Below are 13,713 nucleotides of genomic sequence, written 5' to 3' on the forward strand. Positions count from 1 at the left end.
AAAAATAGGATGTTAATCCATTTAAATCTTGTGATTACCATCATCACATATCAGTGTTACCAAAACTTTTAAAACTGCACGGGGAATTAGGGAAGAGCCGATGAATGATGATTTGATGAAGGAGGTGATGACATGTACGTGAGATTTGAGGTTCCTGAGGACATGCAGAACGAAGCTCTGAGTCTGCTGGAGAAGGTTAGGGAGAGCGGTAAGGTAAAGAAAGGTACCAACGAGACGACAAAGGCTGTGGAGAGGGGACTGGCAAAGCTCGTTTACATCGCAGAGGATGTTGACCCGCCTGAGATCGTTGCTCATCTGCCCCTCCTCTGCGAGGAGAAGAATGTGCCGTACATTTACGTTAAAAGCAAGAACGACCTTGGAAGGGCTGTGGGCATTGAGGTGCCATGCGCTTCGGCAGCGATAATCAACGAGGGAGAGCTGAGAAAGGAGCTTGGAAGCCTTGTGGAGAAGATTAAAGGCCTTCAGAAGTAAATAAGGTGATAATATGGCTGACGAGGAGGATATTCAGCCTGCTGAGGTTGTTGAGCTTGTCGGCAGGACAGGAATGCACGGAGAGGTTACTCAGGTGAAGGTCAGGGTGCTTGCTGGAGAGAACAAGGGAAGAGTCATAACCAGAAACGTCTTCGGGCCGGTCAAGGTTGGAGACATCATTATGATTAAGGAGACGGCAAGAGAGGCAAGGAAGCTTGCTGTGAGGTGAAGAGATGGAGAAGAGAGTTTGCTCCTTCTGCGGATACGACATAGAGCCGGGGACAGGCAAGATGTACGTCAGGAGGGACGGAAGGGTCTTTTACTTCTGCTCCGGCAAGTGCGAGAAGAACATGCTCAAGCTGAAGAGGAAGCCGAGAAAGCTGAAGTGGACCAAGCACTACTCAAGGTGATTCCATGGAAAGGACCTTCGTTATGGTAAAGCCTGACGGGGTACAGAGGGGTCTCGTCGGAGAGGTCATCGGCAGGCTTGAGAGGAAGGGGCTGAAGATTGTTGCAATGAAAATGCTCTGGATTGCAAGGGAGATGGCAGAGAACCACTACGCGGAGCACAGGGAGAAGCCCTTCTTCTCCGCTCTTGTTGACTACATCACCAGCGGGCCTGTTGTGGCGATGGTTGTTGAGGGCAAAAACGCCATCAAGGTTGTCAGAACGCTGGTTGGAGCAACCAACCCAGCTGAGGCAGCACCGGGAACCATCAGAGGAGATTTTGGACTTGATGTGGGCAGGAACGTTGTTCATGCGTCCGACTCTCCTCAGTCCGCAGAGAGGGAAATTTCGCTTTTCTTCAGCGATGATGAAATTGTGAACTGGGAGAAGGCTGACGAAGACTGGATTTACGAGGAGAGATGAGCAAAAAGAAAGAAGAAGCAAAAGCTCTGAGAACTCCAATTGTTGCCGTGCTGGGCCACGTTGACCACGGCAAGACAACACTACTGGACAGAATCAGAAAGTCGAAGGTTGTGGCAAAGGAGGCTGGGGGAATAACGCAGCACATCGGGGCTACTGAGGTTCCCCTAGATGTCATCAAGCAGATTTGCAAAGACATCTGGAAGGTTGAGGTTAAGATTCCCGGTCTTCTTTTTATTGACACTCCCGGCCACAAGGCCTTCACCAACCTCAGAAGAAGGGGTGGAGCTCTGGCAGATCTCGCCATTCTGATTGTGGACATCAACGAGGGCTTTAAGCCGCAGACGGAGGAAGCTTTATCCATTCTCAGAACTTTCAAAACGCCCTTCGTTGTTGCCGCCAACAAGATTGACAGAATTCCCGGCTGGCAGAGCCACGAAGACACGCCCTTCATGAAGAGCTACGCGATGCAGGAGGACTTTGCGAAGCAGAACCTTGAGAACAGGCTCTACAACCTCATTGCAGAGCTTTACCAGCGTGGCTTCTCTGCTGAGCGTTTTGACAGGATATCTGACTTCACGAGAACTGTCGCAGTGGTGCCAATCTCAGCCCTAAAGGGAGAGGGGATTCCGGAGCTTCTCCTCATTCTTGTTGGCCTTGCCCAGAGGTACCTTGAGAAGAACCTGAGGCTCCACATCGAGGGTAAGGGGAGAGGAACTGTCTTGGAGGTTAAAGAGGAGCGCGGTTTAGGGGTTACCTGCGATGCAATCCTCTACGACGGAACGCTCAAAGTTGGGGACAGGATTGCCATTGCAGGAAAGGATGAGGTAATCGTCACAAACGTTAAGGCGATTCTGAAGCCCCCTCCAGTTAGAGAAATGAGGGTTGAGAGCAAATTCCAGAGCGTGAAGAGCGTTACCGCTGCAGCCGGTATAAAGATTGTTGCCCCAAACCTCGAAAACGTGCTTGCGGGAAGCGAGTTCGAGGTTGTTGAGAGCGAGGAGGACATAAAGAAGTTCGAGGAGAGGGTCAGGAAAGAGTACGAGGAGATTGCCATTAGAACTGATGAGGAGGGGGTTGTGCTCAAAACCGACACTCTCGGCTCTCTCGAGGCATTAATCAACGAGCTGAGGCAGGAGGGCATCCCCATAAAGAAGGCAGAAGTGGGGGATGTTGATAAGAGGGACGTTGTCGATGCCTCCGCCAACAAGGATGAGCTTAACAAGGTCGTTCTCGCCTTCAACGTCAAGCTTCTTCCCGGAGTTGAGGAGGAGGCGAAGAAGTACGGTGTCAGGATTTTCTCCCACGAAATCATCTACACTCTCATCGAAAGCTTTGTCAAGTGGAGAGAGGAGGAGAGGCTGGCGAGGGAGAGGCAGAAGGTTGAGGCTTTAATCAAGCCCGGCAAGATCAAGCTTCTGAAGGAGTTTATTTTCAGGAGGAGCAAGCCGGCAATTGTTGGAGTGAGAGTTCTTGCGGGTGAGCTGAGGAGGGGGGTTGACCTAATCAAGCCCGACGGCACGAAGGTTGGGGCAGTGAGGACAATGCAGAAGGAGGGCAAGAATGTTGCAATAGCCTCTGCCGGTGATGAGCTTGCCATCGCCATTGAGGATGTTACCATCGGCAGGCAGCTTGAGGGAGATGAGGAGCTTTACGTTGATGTCCCTGAAAGGCATGCGAAGGTTATAGAGCGCGACCTTCTGGACTCGCTGGACGAGGAAACAAAGAGGGCCTTTAAGGAGTTTCTTGAGATTAAGAGAAAGGACAATCCCTTCTGGGGCAAGTGATGAAGGCTTTGGTTTTCACCAGCAAATACTGCCCCTACTGCAGGGCCTTTGAGAAAGTTGTCGAGAGATTGATGGGGGAGCTTAACGGCACTGTGGAATTTGAAGTCGTGGACGTTGACGAGAAAAGGGAGCTTGCTGAGAAGTACGAGGTTTTGATGCTCCCCACCTTGGTTCTTGCAGATGGAGATGAGGTTTTGGGAGGCTTCATGGGCTTTGCCGACTACAAAACAGCCCGAGAAGCCATATTGGAGCAGATTTCAGCATTTCTTAAGCCTGATTACAAAAACTGAGCCTTTTGGTTCGTTATCCTCAACCCAGATTTCTCCAGCATATCTCTCGACTATTTTTCTTGCGATGAAAAGCCCCAGTCCTGTCTGCGCAGCCTTCCCGTACTTGAACCCCTCCTCAAAAATTCTCTGTTTTATCTCATCCGGAATACCGATTCCAAAATCGGCAATCCTTATCTCACACCATTCCTTGCCTTCAGAAACTGTGATTTCCACTCTGTCCGTACCGCTGTGGATGAATGCGTTGTTCACGATGTTCTCTACCACAGACCTCAGACCCTCGTCGGCAAGAGCCCTGCCCTCTCCTTTAACCGAAACGTTCTCAAAGGACTTTGCAACCTCGGAAACCAGCTCTCCAACATCTATGCATCTCAACTCTCCAGACTTCACGGCATCCTCAAACGCCCTCATGTTCCGGACTATGCTTACAGCTCTGTTAATTGACGTCAAAGCCTTGTTCAGGTAGTCCTTGTTGCTCTCCTCAATACCCATCTCAAGGAGGGCCATTGCCGAAGTCAGGGCGTTGAGAACGTCATGCCTTAGCGTCTTGTTTATCAGCTCGAGCATGGATGTCAGCTCTTCCAGCCTTTTTCTCTCCTCCTCAATTTCTGTGATGTCGATAACGCTGCCGAGTGCCGCCCTCTCTCCTTCATAAGCGATAGAAGCCACGTTCTCGTAAACCCACCTGATTTTACCGTCTTTCCTCACTACTCTGTACTTGTAGGGCTCTGTCTCACGCCCTTTCAGCATCTCAATGGCTTTCCGCCTCACAAACTCCCTGTCTTCTTCAGCAACGATCTCAAGGCTTTTCATTCCAACAAGCTCCTCAGCAGAATAGCCCGTAATTCGCTCAAATGCTGGATTGACGAGCTTAAACTTACCCCCTACGAGTATGTAAAGCCCAGCAGGAGAGATGTTGAATATGCTCCTGAAAAGCTCCTCCCTTTCTGCAAGCCTTTGTTCTATCATTTTCTTGTCGGTTATGTCTATTGCGAAGGCCATGACGGACTTCTTCCCATCCCAATCAATCGCCCCTCCGGCAACGAGCACCCACCTTTCGCTTCCGTCTTTTCTGATGGTTTTGAGCTCGTAAACCGGCTTTTCTCCCTCAAGCCTCTTTTGCATCATAGCCCTTGCCAAGTCGTGGTAATCTGGATGAATCAAATCCCAGACCTTCCTATTCAGAAGTTCCTCTCTGGTGTAGCCGTGAATTTGGCAGAGAGCCTCATTCACGAAGAGAATTGTGCCCTGGTGATGCACGAGGATTCCTGCTGGTGAGAGCTCTGCAAGGGCTTTGAACTTCCTCTCCCTGTCCTCAAGCTCTTTTTCAAGCCTGATTCTCTCAGTGATGTCCCTCCCCACAACTATGGTCCTCCTGAATCCCTTAATGGCAACCATGCTGTAGTATCTGTCACCGACGGAGCAGGTGTCATCTTTACAAATCTCAGAGTAGATTTTTCCCCCCACATCCCCAAAAACTCTGCGGGCTGTCTCATTCTGGCTTACTATAACCCCCTCTTCGTTCATCGTTAGAATGATGTCAGGGGTGCGGTCGAGAAAGGTCACGACTTCTTGGAAGAGCAGCAACCTGTCCAGCAGCTTGCTCAGCAAGGGAATCAGAAGCTTTATTACCTCATCATCCCCGCAGAGCCTTATCGTGGCATCTCCAGTTTTTACCTCAGTTACCTTGCCACTCTGCTCCCCTGCTCTGCTTTCAGCCCACCCACTTCTATTTCTGCATAACTCACCTTAGCATAATTTACAAGAAAGCTGCAGAGATTAGGAAGCGTACTTTCAAGGTCATCCGAGCAAAGCATCTCAAGGGCTTCAATTGCACTTTTTTCCACATCAATTTTCGTTGTTTATCAACATTTAAACTTTATCTTGTTTAGGCGCAAGAGTAGCATTTTATCCTCTGTTTCTTTTGCAGCATGTTGATGATAATTATTATTTACGTAATAATGGTCATTGTTATTACAATTATGCTTACATGATAGTAAAATTTATATATCACAAGGTTTAATAATGACTGAGGTGATGAAAAATGGAGAGGAAGGACGAGAGAAAGGAAGCGGAGAAGGTGTTCAAGGAGATTAAGATATTTGCAGGTTAATGATATTTGAAATAATAAAGATCGGGTCTCAACCAATAAATTTTGCTTATCCTATACCTTTACTATCTCTTTTGGCATTCATGCTCTCAGGGTCTGGCTATAACGAGCTTATTATTTCGTATATTTTCGCATTTTCATTTTTTACAGCCGCTAACCTTTGGAATCACCTAAATGATGCTGAAGATGATCTTAATGCCGGTCGTAACTATGCAAGATTTCTTATTGAACATCGCAAAATCGTGACAGAATTTGTCGTTGCTTTTTATTTTGTATCTTTTTTATTAATATTTTTTATATCAAAAAGTAAAGAAATTGCATTACTATTAACAGGATTATCTGTCGTTTTAACTTGGCTTTACTCTGATAAAATTTTTATTGGAAAAATTATCAGACGATTCAAAGAGGATTACAAGACTGAAGTATTTACATATATTTTGTGTTCGTTTTCTTTTCCACTAAGTTTTTGGACCATTTTTTCTGAAATTTCTCAAGTTGGAGTGGTTTTTACTTTGGCTACTGGATTTACATATCTCTCGGGTTTCTTCTTAAAAGACTTAAAAGACATTTCTGCCGATATAAAATCTGGTTACAGAACATTAGCCGTAGTTCTTTCACCCAGCACTTTATTGATAATATCGGTGATGTTGTTTATTGCCTCAACTTTTGTCGTAATTTTTTCATCATTGTTAGATGTGACTCCTACCAGTTCCTTGCTAGTTCTCACAGTATATCCCCCCATTTTGTTCGCAATCTACAAATTTCATAAAGAAAAATGGAAAATAACTAAAAATATTATTTCTTCTTTAAAAATTTACACTTACTCTTATCTAGGTTTTTTAATTGCCTTTGCTATAGGTTGTAAACTGTAATAATTAAGCAAAAAAAAACGTGGAGTACTATAAATTAAGAAACACTGTCGACAACGTTGTGTTTAAACAAATTTTTTCTTCTACTTCACTCATTGATCTCTTCTGCATTTTACCTGTGTACGACGGGAAAGACACTAAAACGCCGTATACATCTTTTCCCCGAAAAACATTTACAATCCAATCCTCGAACATTAACATAATATTCTGGTCAACGAAAATAAAGTCAAACTTTTCTGAGTTTATTACTAATTTTATTCTATCCAACCCACCTTTCAGCTGCTCTCCTAAAAATAATCCCTCGTCATAAAATATATCTAAAGTAAAAAAGGAAGGATAAAATTTTAAATTATAATCCATCAATCCTAAACATGTAGAACCATTAGTTTCTTTGCTGATTAAAGCTAAAATGTAAGGTGACGCTCCGAATATGCCCTCTCTGTTAACATCGTTTTCCAAATCACCTCTCATTCTTAAATTATGAGACCTTAAGAATTCTCTTATACTCATATTATTTATTTTTGCTATGGACAAATTTCCTTTGCTTATGGCAACATCTTCAATGAACTGGAATTCTTTCTTTAAAATTTTCTTAGTTTCTTCAACATCAGTTCCTCTTTCAGGTAAGAAGTCATCATATTTTGTGCCAAAATTTTTATCAATAGTTAGAAGAATTACACTCCTCCCAATATTAGAACCATTTATTGCTATCTTTGGTTTACCAATACCAAAATTTAGAGGGAAGAGATTAAGCGAAACAGCGTTTGCTTTTTCATCTCTGAATGGACGCAAAAGCGTATTTATAGGATATATCGCTTCTTTAAATATTCTAGATGCCTCCTCAACGTTTCTTGCCATTTTAAGTCTTAAAAAGCTACTTAAAAAAGAATATCTACTATCAACATAAAACAGCGGATAGACCAGCAAATTGAACCTCCCCTTCTCAGCGCTTCTCAACTGCTCGACCACCTCGTCTGGATTACCCCTGAAAACGTTCAGAGTGTAGTCGATGTCGGCAAACATGCACAGGCATCCGCGAGTCCACACGCCATCGGGAGTTATAAACCCTTCAACAGGCACCAGAGCGTGTCAAAATCGAATTTGAACACCTTTGCATCTTTCTGCAGATGCTCGGTGAGGTAAACTATCGCGAGATTTGGCCTGAAGTCCAAATTCTCCGCTTTGGACCTGATTTCATCAAACGCCTTTTTGGGGTCATTTTTCAGACTGTATGCGAACTCAATCATAGACTCGCAGCGACTCGGTGTCTATTCTCACCTTATAAAGCGAGGCAGCGTCGGAAATTCCTACAACAAGGAGCATCGACCTCGAAATCGGCCTTATGAGGATTCCCTCCTTCCCCAATCTGAACTCAACGCTGTTCAGGTTCTCCTCAAGCACCTGCCTCGCTACCACCTCAACCTCCTTTTCAGCCCATTCAAGGGTTGGTATCCACTCCCTGCTTTTTATGTGGCTGGCAAGAACCGTGCCGTCTATACTGTAAACTACCGCAAAGAGAACGGATTCGTCAGTTCTGAAGGGCTCTATGAGCTCAAGCAAGTCCGCCCTCATGGTATTCTCCGCTTTATTTTGCTAATATCCTCTAAGGTGAGAGTGCCCTTTTTACACATCTCTGCGATTTTTTCCTTGGCCCTTTCGGGCAGGTTCATCTCCTCCTCTAATTCAAACCCTTCTCCCCTCTTTTCGTCAATAACTATCCCAGCACCCTCAATAATGTAGAAGGGATAAACCCCATCTCCGTGCCAGGACATTCTATGCTTTAGAACTCTCAGCGTCCTGCTGAAAGGACCGCCGTAACCGGTGTATCTGAGGCTTATAACGCTATCAGCCAAAAGCAACAGCAAATCGGCATTCTGTCTTAAAGGCTCCTCCACAGTAATCAGGGCCGTCCCCTTCGACTTGAGATTTTTAAGCAACCAGCCTATCTCCTTTCTGCTTCCGGCTTCAACGTCAATGACTAGAGGAGATAATGCGTCCACGGCAACTCTGTCGTATTCAAAAGCCATTTTTATGAACGATGCTGCGTCTTCCGCCACAACCGTCATTATGTTCAGCTGCCCGTTGTCAATGTACTTGGAAAAGTCCCAATGCATTGATTCGGCAAGCCTCAGAAACTCGTCAACATCGAGGTCTGGTGAAGCGTACATACATTTTTCACCGTTTTCAAGGCCTTCAAGAAGGTAGTTCATGCAGAAAATGGTCTTACCACACCCCATGCCGCCTACGACTGCATTGACTGTGTTTTTAATGAACCCCCCACCGAGGATTTCATCAAGCCCGATGACGCCCGACTTAATTCTTTCCAGCATTAATTGAAGTTAGTTTAAGAAGTATAAATATATTTTCAAGCCTTTGCAACCTTTTTCATCATTAGCAGGTAGCAAGCTTTGGAGGGCTTTTAAACATTTAAACAACTTTAAAAACAGCCTGGGTTTTCGTTCGGTATGGACATCACGGAGAAACTGAGGCTGATCACGAGAAATGCCGAGGAAGTTGTGACGGAGGAGGAGCTAAGGCAGCTAATTGAAACCAAGGAGAAGCCGAGGGCTTACGTTGGATACGAGCCAAGCGGTGAAATACACCTCGGTCACATGATGACCGTCCAGAAGCTAATGGACCTGCAGGAGGCCGGGTTTGAAATTATCGTTCTTCTTGCGGACATTCACGCTTACCTCAACGAGAAGGGCACGTTTGAGGAGATTGCCGAAGTTGCGGACTACAACAAGAAGGTCTTCATCGCTCTCGGCCTGGATGAGAGCAGGGCCAAGTTCGTTCTCGGAAGTGAGTATCAGCTGAGCAGAGATTACGTCCTTGACGTTCTTAAGATGGCGAGGATAACCACTCTCAACAGGGCGAGGAGAAGCATGGATGAGGTGAGCAGAAGGAAGGAGGACCCAATGGTTTCTCAGATGATTTACCCGCTCATGCAGGCCCTCGACATCGCCCACCTTGGAGTTGATTTAGCTGTAGGAGGAATAGACCAGAGAAAAATCCACATGCTTGCGAGGGAGAACCTCCCCAGGCTGGGCTACAGTTCTCCCGTCTGCCTTCACACGCCAATTCTCGTCGGCCTCGACGGTCAGAAGATGAGCAGCTCGAAGGGGAACTACATCTCCGTCAGAGACCCGCCTGAGGAGGTGGAGAGGAAGATCAGGAAGGCCTACTGCCCTGCCGGAGTTGTTGAGGAGAACCCGATTCTCGATATTGCCAAATACCACATTCTGCCCAGATTCGGAAAAATTGTCGTGGAGAGGGATGCGAAATTCGGAGGGGATGTGGAGTACGCTTCCTTCGAGGAGCTCGCTGAGGACTTCAAATCGGGCCAGCTTCACCCCCTCGACCTAAAGATTGCGGTGGCAAAATATTTAAACATGCTTCTTGAAGATGCAAGAAAAAGGTTAGGGGTGTCTGTCTGAGCAGCGAGGATGACGTAATTAGGGTGAGGTTACCGGACAGGAAGAAGGGGGAGCTTTTCGGAGTGGTAACCTCGATGCTCGGTGCAGGGCATATTAAGGTCAGGTGCGAGGACGGAGTTGAGAGGCTCGCAAGAATTCCGGGGAAAATGAGAAAGAAAATATGGATTAGAGAGGGTGATGTGGTAATCGTTGTTCCCTGGTCGTTCCAGAAGGACAGGGCGGACATTGTATGGAGATACACGAATCCTCAGGTTGAGTGGCTGGAGAGAAAGGGATATCTGAAGTTCTGAAATGGAGATTATAGAGATTCTCAAATCTTTGGAGCCGAAAAAGGCTCTGACGTTTGGCATTGGCGGTGGAGGGGACATTGTAAGCACGATTCCCGTTGCAAACTTTCTCGGCCACTTCGGATTTGAGACGCTACACGGAAGCGTGGTCTGGGACAGGATCGTCGTCGATCCGAAGCCTGGGCCGAGGCCTCTGGAAGAGCTTGTTGGCATCGAAAGAATTAACGAGACGGTTGGAATTGCAAACGAGAGTACCAAAACTGCTGATGGAGTAATTCCGAACATCGCAAAGGCTGCCAAGCACTTTGGCAAAGTCGTCGCTCTTGACCTCACAAAGAATGTAGGGAAGCTTGCTGAGGGGATCAGAGATTTTGCTGAAAAAGAGGGCATCTCACTCATTGTTGGAGTTGACGCTGGGGGAGATGCAATCTCCGTCGGTTTTGAGTCGGGAGTGAGGAGTCCGCTTGCAGATGCAATCTGCGTTGCTGCCTTAAAGAAAGTTGGCGGGATTGTTGCCGTAACAGGTTTCGGGAGCGATGGAGAGCTGAGAGTTGAGGAGCTGCTGCTCAACATCTCCGACATCATCAAAAAAGGCGGTTTTCTGGGATGCTGCTCGATGAGCAGAAGGGATTACGAGTTGATGAGGAATGCTGTGAAAGACGTAACCACCGAGGCGAGCATGATTCCCCTCATGGCCTTCGAGGGTGAAATGGGGCTGAAGAAGCTCAGAAAGGGGAGAAGCGCTCTCGTTACACCACTCTCAACGCTGATATTCTACTTCAGGGCGGAAGCCGTTTTTGAAATAAATCACGCTGCAAAAATAGTGGAGAGGGCGGAAACCTTTGAGGAGGCAAACTCCCTCCTTCACGCTGAAGGCATCCTGACCGAATACGACTTTGAGAGGGCCGTTGCAGGAAAGCTTTAGTCCTCCAGCAGCTCGGTTAGGTCTATCTCCTCCTCCTCAAAGCTTATCTCTTCCTCTTCAACCTCAAACTCCTCTTCCTCTATCTCCTCTTCTTCCTCCTCCTCAACCCCAATCTCGCCGTAGTCCTCCATAACTCTCGCTATTGCCTCCCTTACGGCGTTCTTGTACTCTTCGAGGTTTGTGTTGTAAACCTCCATGGCGAGTCTTGCGGTCTCCTTTTCCCCCTTCTCCATCTCCTTTATCCTTTCGAGCGTCTGAATTGCCGTCTCCATCACCCAATAGTCCCTCGACTCCGGATCGGCGATGCTTATCGTTTCGGGGCGTAAAGTAACGAATTTTCCCGTCTCACCCTCAAAAACCCTCACCTTGGCGGTAAGAGCTACGAGAGTTAGAGTGTCTATGTCCTCCAGCGCTTCATACGCTTCGGGCTGATACCTTCCGACGTAGCCTACAAAAGAGCCGGTCTGGTCAACAACGCGAATTCTGTAAATGCTTCCGTCCTCTCCCCTCCCCCCCTTTTCTGTGAGAACTCCGATTATAAAAACTCTGTTGCATTTCAATCCGAGAGGTGTGAGGACGTAAACTGGACTTTTCTCCGACTCATCCTTTAAGGTGTAGGTTGAGTTCATGAGCTCCTTCGCAAAAACCCTTCTCGCAACCTCTCTTTTAAGAAAAGCCGTCATTATACCTCCTCCAGAAGGGCTTTAACCTTCTCAATCTCCTTTCTGATATCTGGTCTGAAGAACTCAACATGCTTGGCTATCAGGTATCTCGGCGTTGCGGTGCCAACAACCCTCAGGTACTTTCCGAGAAGCATTTTCTTAAGTTCTGTCAGAACCGCACCTCTATCCAAAGTTTCCTCGGCTATTTTCTTTGCCTTCTCAAGGTTAATTCCGGTCAGAGATTCCACACCCTCCTCGTTTATGATAACCTCGTAGGTTCTGTATCCGTCGTCAAGCACTCCTTTAATCCTCAAATCGTCTTTCGCCTTCGTTTTTCCGTGTTCCGGACACTTCCCCATCTTTATCACTCTGTTGCAGCCCTCAACGCTGCAGCGCTGAATGAGTCCGCTGTTCTGCTGAATCGCTACAAGCGCCCCAACGACCTCCACGTCCTCGCTCAGCTCTTCCGGCGGTTTGACCTTCACATCCTCCTCAATCTCCTCTATCTCGCTTATTTTCGTTACGTTAAGCCTTAAAACTCCCCCGTAGTCGTCAACAACAACGTTCCTGAATATGTAGCTTTTACCCTCATCAACTGGCTGCTTCTTGGCCTTCGTCCACACGAGAAACCTGATGTAGCCGGTTTCATCACCAATCAACCCCACCTGGGCTATTGAGGGGCTGCTGCTCTCCCAAAGCTGAATGACCTTGGCCTTCACCGTAACCCATTTGTTCGGCTCCTTTATTTCCTCAATTTTTGTAATCCTCTCCCTCCTTACCGTTGCAGGTGCTCCGTACTCCCTGATGATGTAATTTCTGATGGTTCTAACAGCTTCATTTTCCGGAACTCTGAACTCGATAAGAAGTTTTCTGAGCTTCTCAACAATCTCCTTTCTGTCAACTCCATAATCCTTGTAATCTTCAAAAATCTGGTTGGCTAAACTCTCAACTCTGTCCATTCAATCACCATTTAACCATTAATCAGGCGGATAAAAGGTTTTTCCGAAAAATTGATAGCCTGCATAATGAGTTTTTTTAATGGCAGAAGTTCTTGAGCCAAGCAGAGAGGGAATTCGGAAGGCTGTTGCGGTTTTGAGAGCAGGAGGAATCGTTGCCTTCCCGACTGAAACCGTTTACGGGATGGGATGCGACGCAACCAATGAAGAGGCTTTGAGAAGGCTTTACGAGATTAAGGGGAGGAGCCTGAATAAGCCCTTCATCGTAGGCGTTTGGAGCAGGGATTATGTGGGCAAGATTGCCGAAGTTGATGAAAGAGCGGAAAAGCTCATGGAAGCCTTTTTCCCCGGTCCCCTAACCCTCGTTTTGAAAAGCAAGGGTGTTATGCCCTCGCTGCTTTCTCCAAAGGGAAAGATAGCCGTGAGGATGCCCGCGCACGAGGTTCCTCTACAGCTTATGGAGATGCTTAGGAAACCCATTGTCGTTCCCTCTGCAAACCTCTCAGGAAGACCGAGCCTGATGAGGTGGGAGCACGTTGTTGAGGAGCTTGGAAGCAGAATAGATGCCGTCGTAAAGGGAGAATGCAAGGTGGGAGTTGAGTCGACGATAGTTGACTTGACCGAAACTCCTGCAAAGGTTCTGAGAGTTGGTGCGGTAAGCGTTGAGAGCATAAAGAAGCATGTTGAGGTCGTGGTTGAGCCGAGAAAAGAGACCTACAGCCTATCCTGCCAGGTTTACGTTTTCGTCGGTGAAAGAGCCTTGCAGAGAATAAAGGAGTTTGTTGATGAGGCAGAAAAGCGGGGTAGAGTTGTTGTAATTGCGAGGGAGAAAATTACGGATGAAACAATTGTGATCGGAAAATCGGCTGAGGAGTATTCGGCGAACCTCTTCTCTGCGGTAAGAGAGGCCGAATCCAGACGTCCCGATATTATTGTCATCGAGGGCGTGGAGAACGAGGCAATCATGGACCGGCTTCGCAGGCTTGCGGGGGAGAGGGTTTTCAGAGTTTGATGATGAATGCCGAATGGTTTGG

19 protein-coding genes are annotated in these 13,713 nt (G+C 47.0%); 11 read left to right on the forward strand and 8 right to left on the reverse strand.

Features of this window, described 5'->3' with window-relative positions:
* The first annotated feature begins 132 nt into the window (after positions 1 to 132).
* From rpl7ae to AF_RS03895, 6 genes are read left to right on the forward strand one after another with little or no spacing between them, the layout of a single operon-like run.
* Complete coding sequence (gene rpl7ae / locus AF_RS03870) at positions 133 to 492, forward strand: 50S ribosomal protein L7Ae (protein ID WP_010878267.1); 360 nt, start codon at positions 133 to 135, stop codon at positions 490 to 492.
* A 13-nt stretch (positions 493 to 505) separates the two neighbouring features.
* Positions 506 to 721 carry a 30S ribosomal protein S28e gene (locus tag AF_RS03875; RefSeq protein ID WP_010878268.1) on the forward strand — a complete coding sequence of 72 codons (216 nt, stop codon included), beginning with the start codon at positions 506 to 508 and terminating at the stop codon, positions 719 to 721.
* 4 nt (positions 722 to 725) lie between these two features.
* A complete protein-coding gene (locus AF_RS03880) occupies positions 726 to 902 on the forward strand; it encodes a 50S ribosomal protein L24e (RefSeq protein WP_010878269.1) in 177 nt (58 codons plus the stop codon).
* 4 nt (positions 903 to 906) lie between these two features.
* Positions 907 to 1,362: a nucleoside-diphosphate kinase gene (gene ndk / locus AF_RS03885; protein ID WP_010878270.1), complete on the forward strand. Its 456-nt coding sequence runs from the start codon at positions 907 to 909 to the stop codon at positions 1,360 to 1,362.
* Entirely contained in the window at positions 1,359 to 3,146 is a 1,788-nt protein-coding gene (gene infB / locus AF_RS03890) for a translation initiation factor IF-2 (protein ID WP_010878271.1), read from the forward strand. Before ndk ends, infB begins: the two co-directional genes overlap by 4 nt.
* Positions 3,146 to 3,436: a thioredoxin family protein gene (locus AF_RS03895; RefSeq protein ID WP_048064285.1), complete on the forward strand. Its 291-nt coding sequence runs from the start codon at positions 3,146 to 3,148 to the stop codon at positions 3,434 to 3,436. The genes infB and AF_RS03895 overlap by 1 nt, the downstream gene beginning before the upstream one ends.
* On the opposite strand, the gene AF_RS12380 is transcribed toward AF_RS03895, so the two are convergent.
* Both AF_RS12380 and AF_RS13060 read right to left on the reverse strand, forming a co-directional pair.
* A complete protein-coding gene (locus AF_RS12380) occupies positions 3,404 to 5,044 on the reverse strand; it encodes a sensor histidine kinase (RefSeq protein ID WP_052270472.1) in 1,641 nt (546 codons plus the stop codon). The genes AF_RS03895 and AF_RS12380 overlap by 33 nt on opposite strands.
* A 71-nt stretch (positions 5,045 to 5,115) precedes the next feature.
* Positions 5,116 to 5,280 (reverse strand): hypothetical protein, encoded by a 165-nt coding sequence (locus AF_RS13060; RefSeq protein ID WP_158296882.1) that lies wholly within the window; start codon positions 5,278 to 5,280, stop codon positions 5,116 to 5,118.
* Between the two features lie 265 nt (positions 5,281 to 5,545).
* Between AF_RS13060 and AF_RS03905 the strand changes: the two genes are divergently transcribed.
* A complete protein-coding gene (locus AF_RS03905; protein ID WP_010878274.1) occupies positions 5,546 to 6,415 on the forward strand; it encodes a UbiA family prenyltransferase in 870 nt (289 codons plus the stop codon).
* A 27-nt stretch (positions 6,416 to 6,442) separates the two neighbouring features.
* Here AF_RS03905 and AF_RS03910 read toward each other — a convergent pair whose 3' ends face one another.
* Genes AF_RS03910 through AF_RS03925 form a run of 4 tightly spaced genes read right to left on the reverse strand, consistent with a single transcriptional unit; the run spans position 6,443 to position 8,742 of the window.
* Complete coding sequence (locus AF_RS03910) at positions 6,443 to 7,492, reverse strand: hypothetical protein (RefSeq protein ID WP_010878275.1); 1,050 nt, start codon at positions 7,490 to 7,492, stop codon at positions 6,443 to 6,445.
* Entirely contained in the window at positions 7,471 to 7,659 is a 189-nt protein-coding gene (locus AF_RS03915) for a hypothetical protein (RefSeq protein WP_010878276.1), read from the reverse strand. The genes AF_RS03910 and AF_RS03915 overlap by 22 nt, the downstream gene beginning before the upstream one ends.
* A complete protein-coding gene (locus AF_RS03920) occupies positions 7,652 to 7,984 on the reverse strand; it encodes a hypothetical protein (RefSeq protein ID WP_010878277.1) in 333 nt (110 codons plus the stop codon). Before AF_RS03920 ends, AF_RS03915 begins: the two co-directional genes overlap by 8 nt.
* On the reverse strand, positions 7,981 to 8,742 hold the full coding sequence (locus tag AF_RS03925) for an RAD55 family ATPase (RefSeq protein WP_010878278.1): 762 nt from the start codon (positions 8,740 to 8,742) through the stop codon (positions 7,981 to 7,983). Before AF_RS03925 ends, AF_RS03920 begins: the two co-directional genes overlap by 4 nt.
* 135 nt (positions 8,743 to 8,877) lie before the next feature.
* On the opposite strand from AF_RS03925, the gene AF_RS03930 reads away from it, so the two are divergent.
* The 3 genes from AF_RS03930 to AF_RS03940 are packed head-to-tail and all read left to right on the forward strand — an operon-like array spanning position 8,878 to position 11,061.
* Positions 8,878 to 9,849 carry a tyrosine--tRNA ligase gene (locus tag AF_RS03930; RefSeq protein WP_010878279.1) on the forward strand — a complete coding sequence of 324 codons (972 nt, stop codon included), beginning with the start codon at positions 8,878 to 8,880 and terminating at the stop codon, positions 9,847 to 9,849.
* Positions 9,846 to 10,139: a translation initiation factor eIF-1A gene (eif1A, locus tag AF_RS03935; protein WP_048064286.1), complete on the forward strand. Its 294-nt coding sequence runs from the start codon at positions 9,846 to 9,848 to the stop codon at positions 10,137 to 10,139. The genes AF_RS03930 and eif1A overlap by 4 nt, the downstream gene beginning before the upstream one ends.
* Before the next feature lies 1 nt (position 10,140).
* Complete coding sequence (locus tag AF_RS03940) at positions 10,141 to 11,061, forward strand: DUF1152 domain-containing protein (RefSeq protein WP_010878281.1); 921 nt, start codon at positions 10,141 to 10,143, stop codon at positions 11,059 to 11,061.
* Here the strand turns inward: AF_RS03940 and AF_RS13065 are convergent.
* Both AF_RS13065 and AF_RS03950 read right to left on the reverse strand, forming a co-directional pair.
* A complete protein-coding gene (locus tag AF_RS13065) occupies positions 11,058 to 11,744 on the reverse strand; it encodes an RPA family protein (protein WP_010878282.1) in 687 nt (228 codons plus the stop codon). The genes AF_RS03940 and AF_RS13065 overlap by 4 nt on opposite strands.
* Positions 11,744 to 12,682 (reverse strand): replication protein A, encoded by a 939-nt coding sequence (locus AF_RS03950; RefSeq protein WP_010878283.1) that lies wholly within the window; start codon positions 12,680 to 12,682, stop codon positions 11,744 to 11,746. The genes AF_RS13065 and AF_RS03950 overlap by 1 nt, the downstream gene beginning before the upstream one ends.
* 79 nt (positions 12,683 to 12,761) lie before the next feature.
* Between AF_RS03950 and AF_RS03955 the strand changes: the two genes are divergently transcribed.
* The gene (locus AF_RS03955) at positions 12,762 to 13,691 is read left to right on the forward strand and encodes an L-threonylcarbamoyladenylate synthase (RefSeq protein ID WP_010878284.1); all 930 of its coding nucleotides are present in this window, start codon (positions 12,762 to 12,764) and stop codon (positions 13,689 to 13,691) included.
* The last annotated feature ends 22 nt before the right edge of the window (positions 13,692 to 13,713 follow it).

The organism is Archaeoglobus fulgidus DSM 4304 (genome assembly GCF_000008665.1).
Lineage (GTDB): Archaea > Halobacteriota > Archaeoglobi > Archaeoglobales > Archaeoglobaceae > Archaeoglobus > Archaeoglobus fulgidus.

What these genes read in the sequence shown, in the direction of transcription:
- AF_RS03950 (WP_010878283.1), bottom strand. Translation starts at nt 12,682, where the DNA reads ATGGACAGAGTTGAGAGTTTAGCCAACCAGATTTTTGAAGATTACAAG.
- AF_RS13065 (WP_010878282.1), bottom strand. Translation starts at nt 11,744, where the DNA reads ATGACGGCTTTTCTTAAAAGAGAGGTTGCGAGAAGGGTTTTTGCGAAG.
- AF_RS03930 (WP_010878279.1), top strand. Translation starts at nt 8,878, where the DNA reads ATGGACATCACGGAGAAACTGAGGCTGATCACGAGAAATGCCGAGGAA.
- AF_RS03920 (WP_010878277.1), bottom strand. Translation starts at nt 7,984, where the DNA reads ATGAGGGCGGACTTGCTTGAGCTCATAGAGCCCTTCAGAACTGACGAA.
- AF_RS03955 (WP_010878284.1), top strand. Translation starts at nt 12,762, where the DNA reads ATGGCAGAAGTTCTTGAGCCAAGCAGAGAGGGAATTCGGAAGGCTGTT.
- AF_RS03905 (WP_010878274.1), top strand. Translation starts at nt 5,546, where the DNA reads ATGATATTTGAAATAATAAAGATCGGGTCTCAACCAATAAATTTTGCT.
- AF_RS03875 (WP_010878268.1), top strand. Translation starts at nt 506, where the DNA reads ATGGCTGACGAGGAGGATATTCAGCCTGCTGAGGTTGTTGAGCTTGTC.
- AF_RS03880 (WP_010878269.1), top strand. Translation starts at nt 726, where the DNA reads ATGGAGAAGAGAGTTTGCTCCTTCTGCGGATACGACATAGAGCCGGGG.
- infB (WP_010878271.1), top strand. Translation starts at nt 1,359, where the DNA reads ATGAGCAAAAAGAAAGAAGAAGCAAAAGCTCTGAGAACTCCAATTGTT.
- AF_RS03915 (WP_010878276.1), bottom strand. Translation starts at nt 7,659, where the DNA reads ATGATTGAGTTCGCATACAGTCTGAAAAATGACCCCAAAAAGGCGTTT.
- AF_RS03925 (WP_010878278.1), bottom strand. Translation starts at nt 8,742, where the DNA reads ATGCTGGAAAGAATTAAGTCGGGCGTCATCGGGCTTGATGAAATCCTC.
- ndk (WP_010878270.1), top strand. Translation starts at nt 907, where the DNA reads ATGGAAAGGACCTTCGTTATGGTAAAGCCTGACGGGGTACAGAGGGGT.
- rpl7ae (WP_010878267.1), top strand. Translation starts at nt 133, where the DNA reads ATGTACGTGAGATTTGAGGTTCCTGAGGACATGCAGAACGAAGCTCTG.
- AF_RS03895 (WP_048064285.1), top strand. Translation starts at nt 3,146, where the DNA reads ATGAAGGCTTTGGTTTTCACCAGCAAATACTGCCCCTACTGCAGGGCC.
- AF_RS03940 (WP_010878281.1), top strand. Translation starts at nt 10,141, where the DNA reads ATGGAGATTATAGAGATTCTCAAATCTTTGGAGCCGAAAAAGGCTCTG.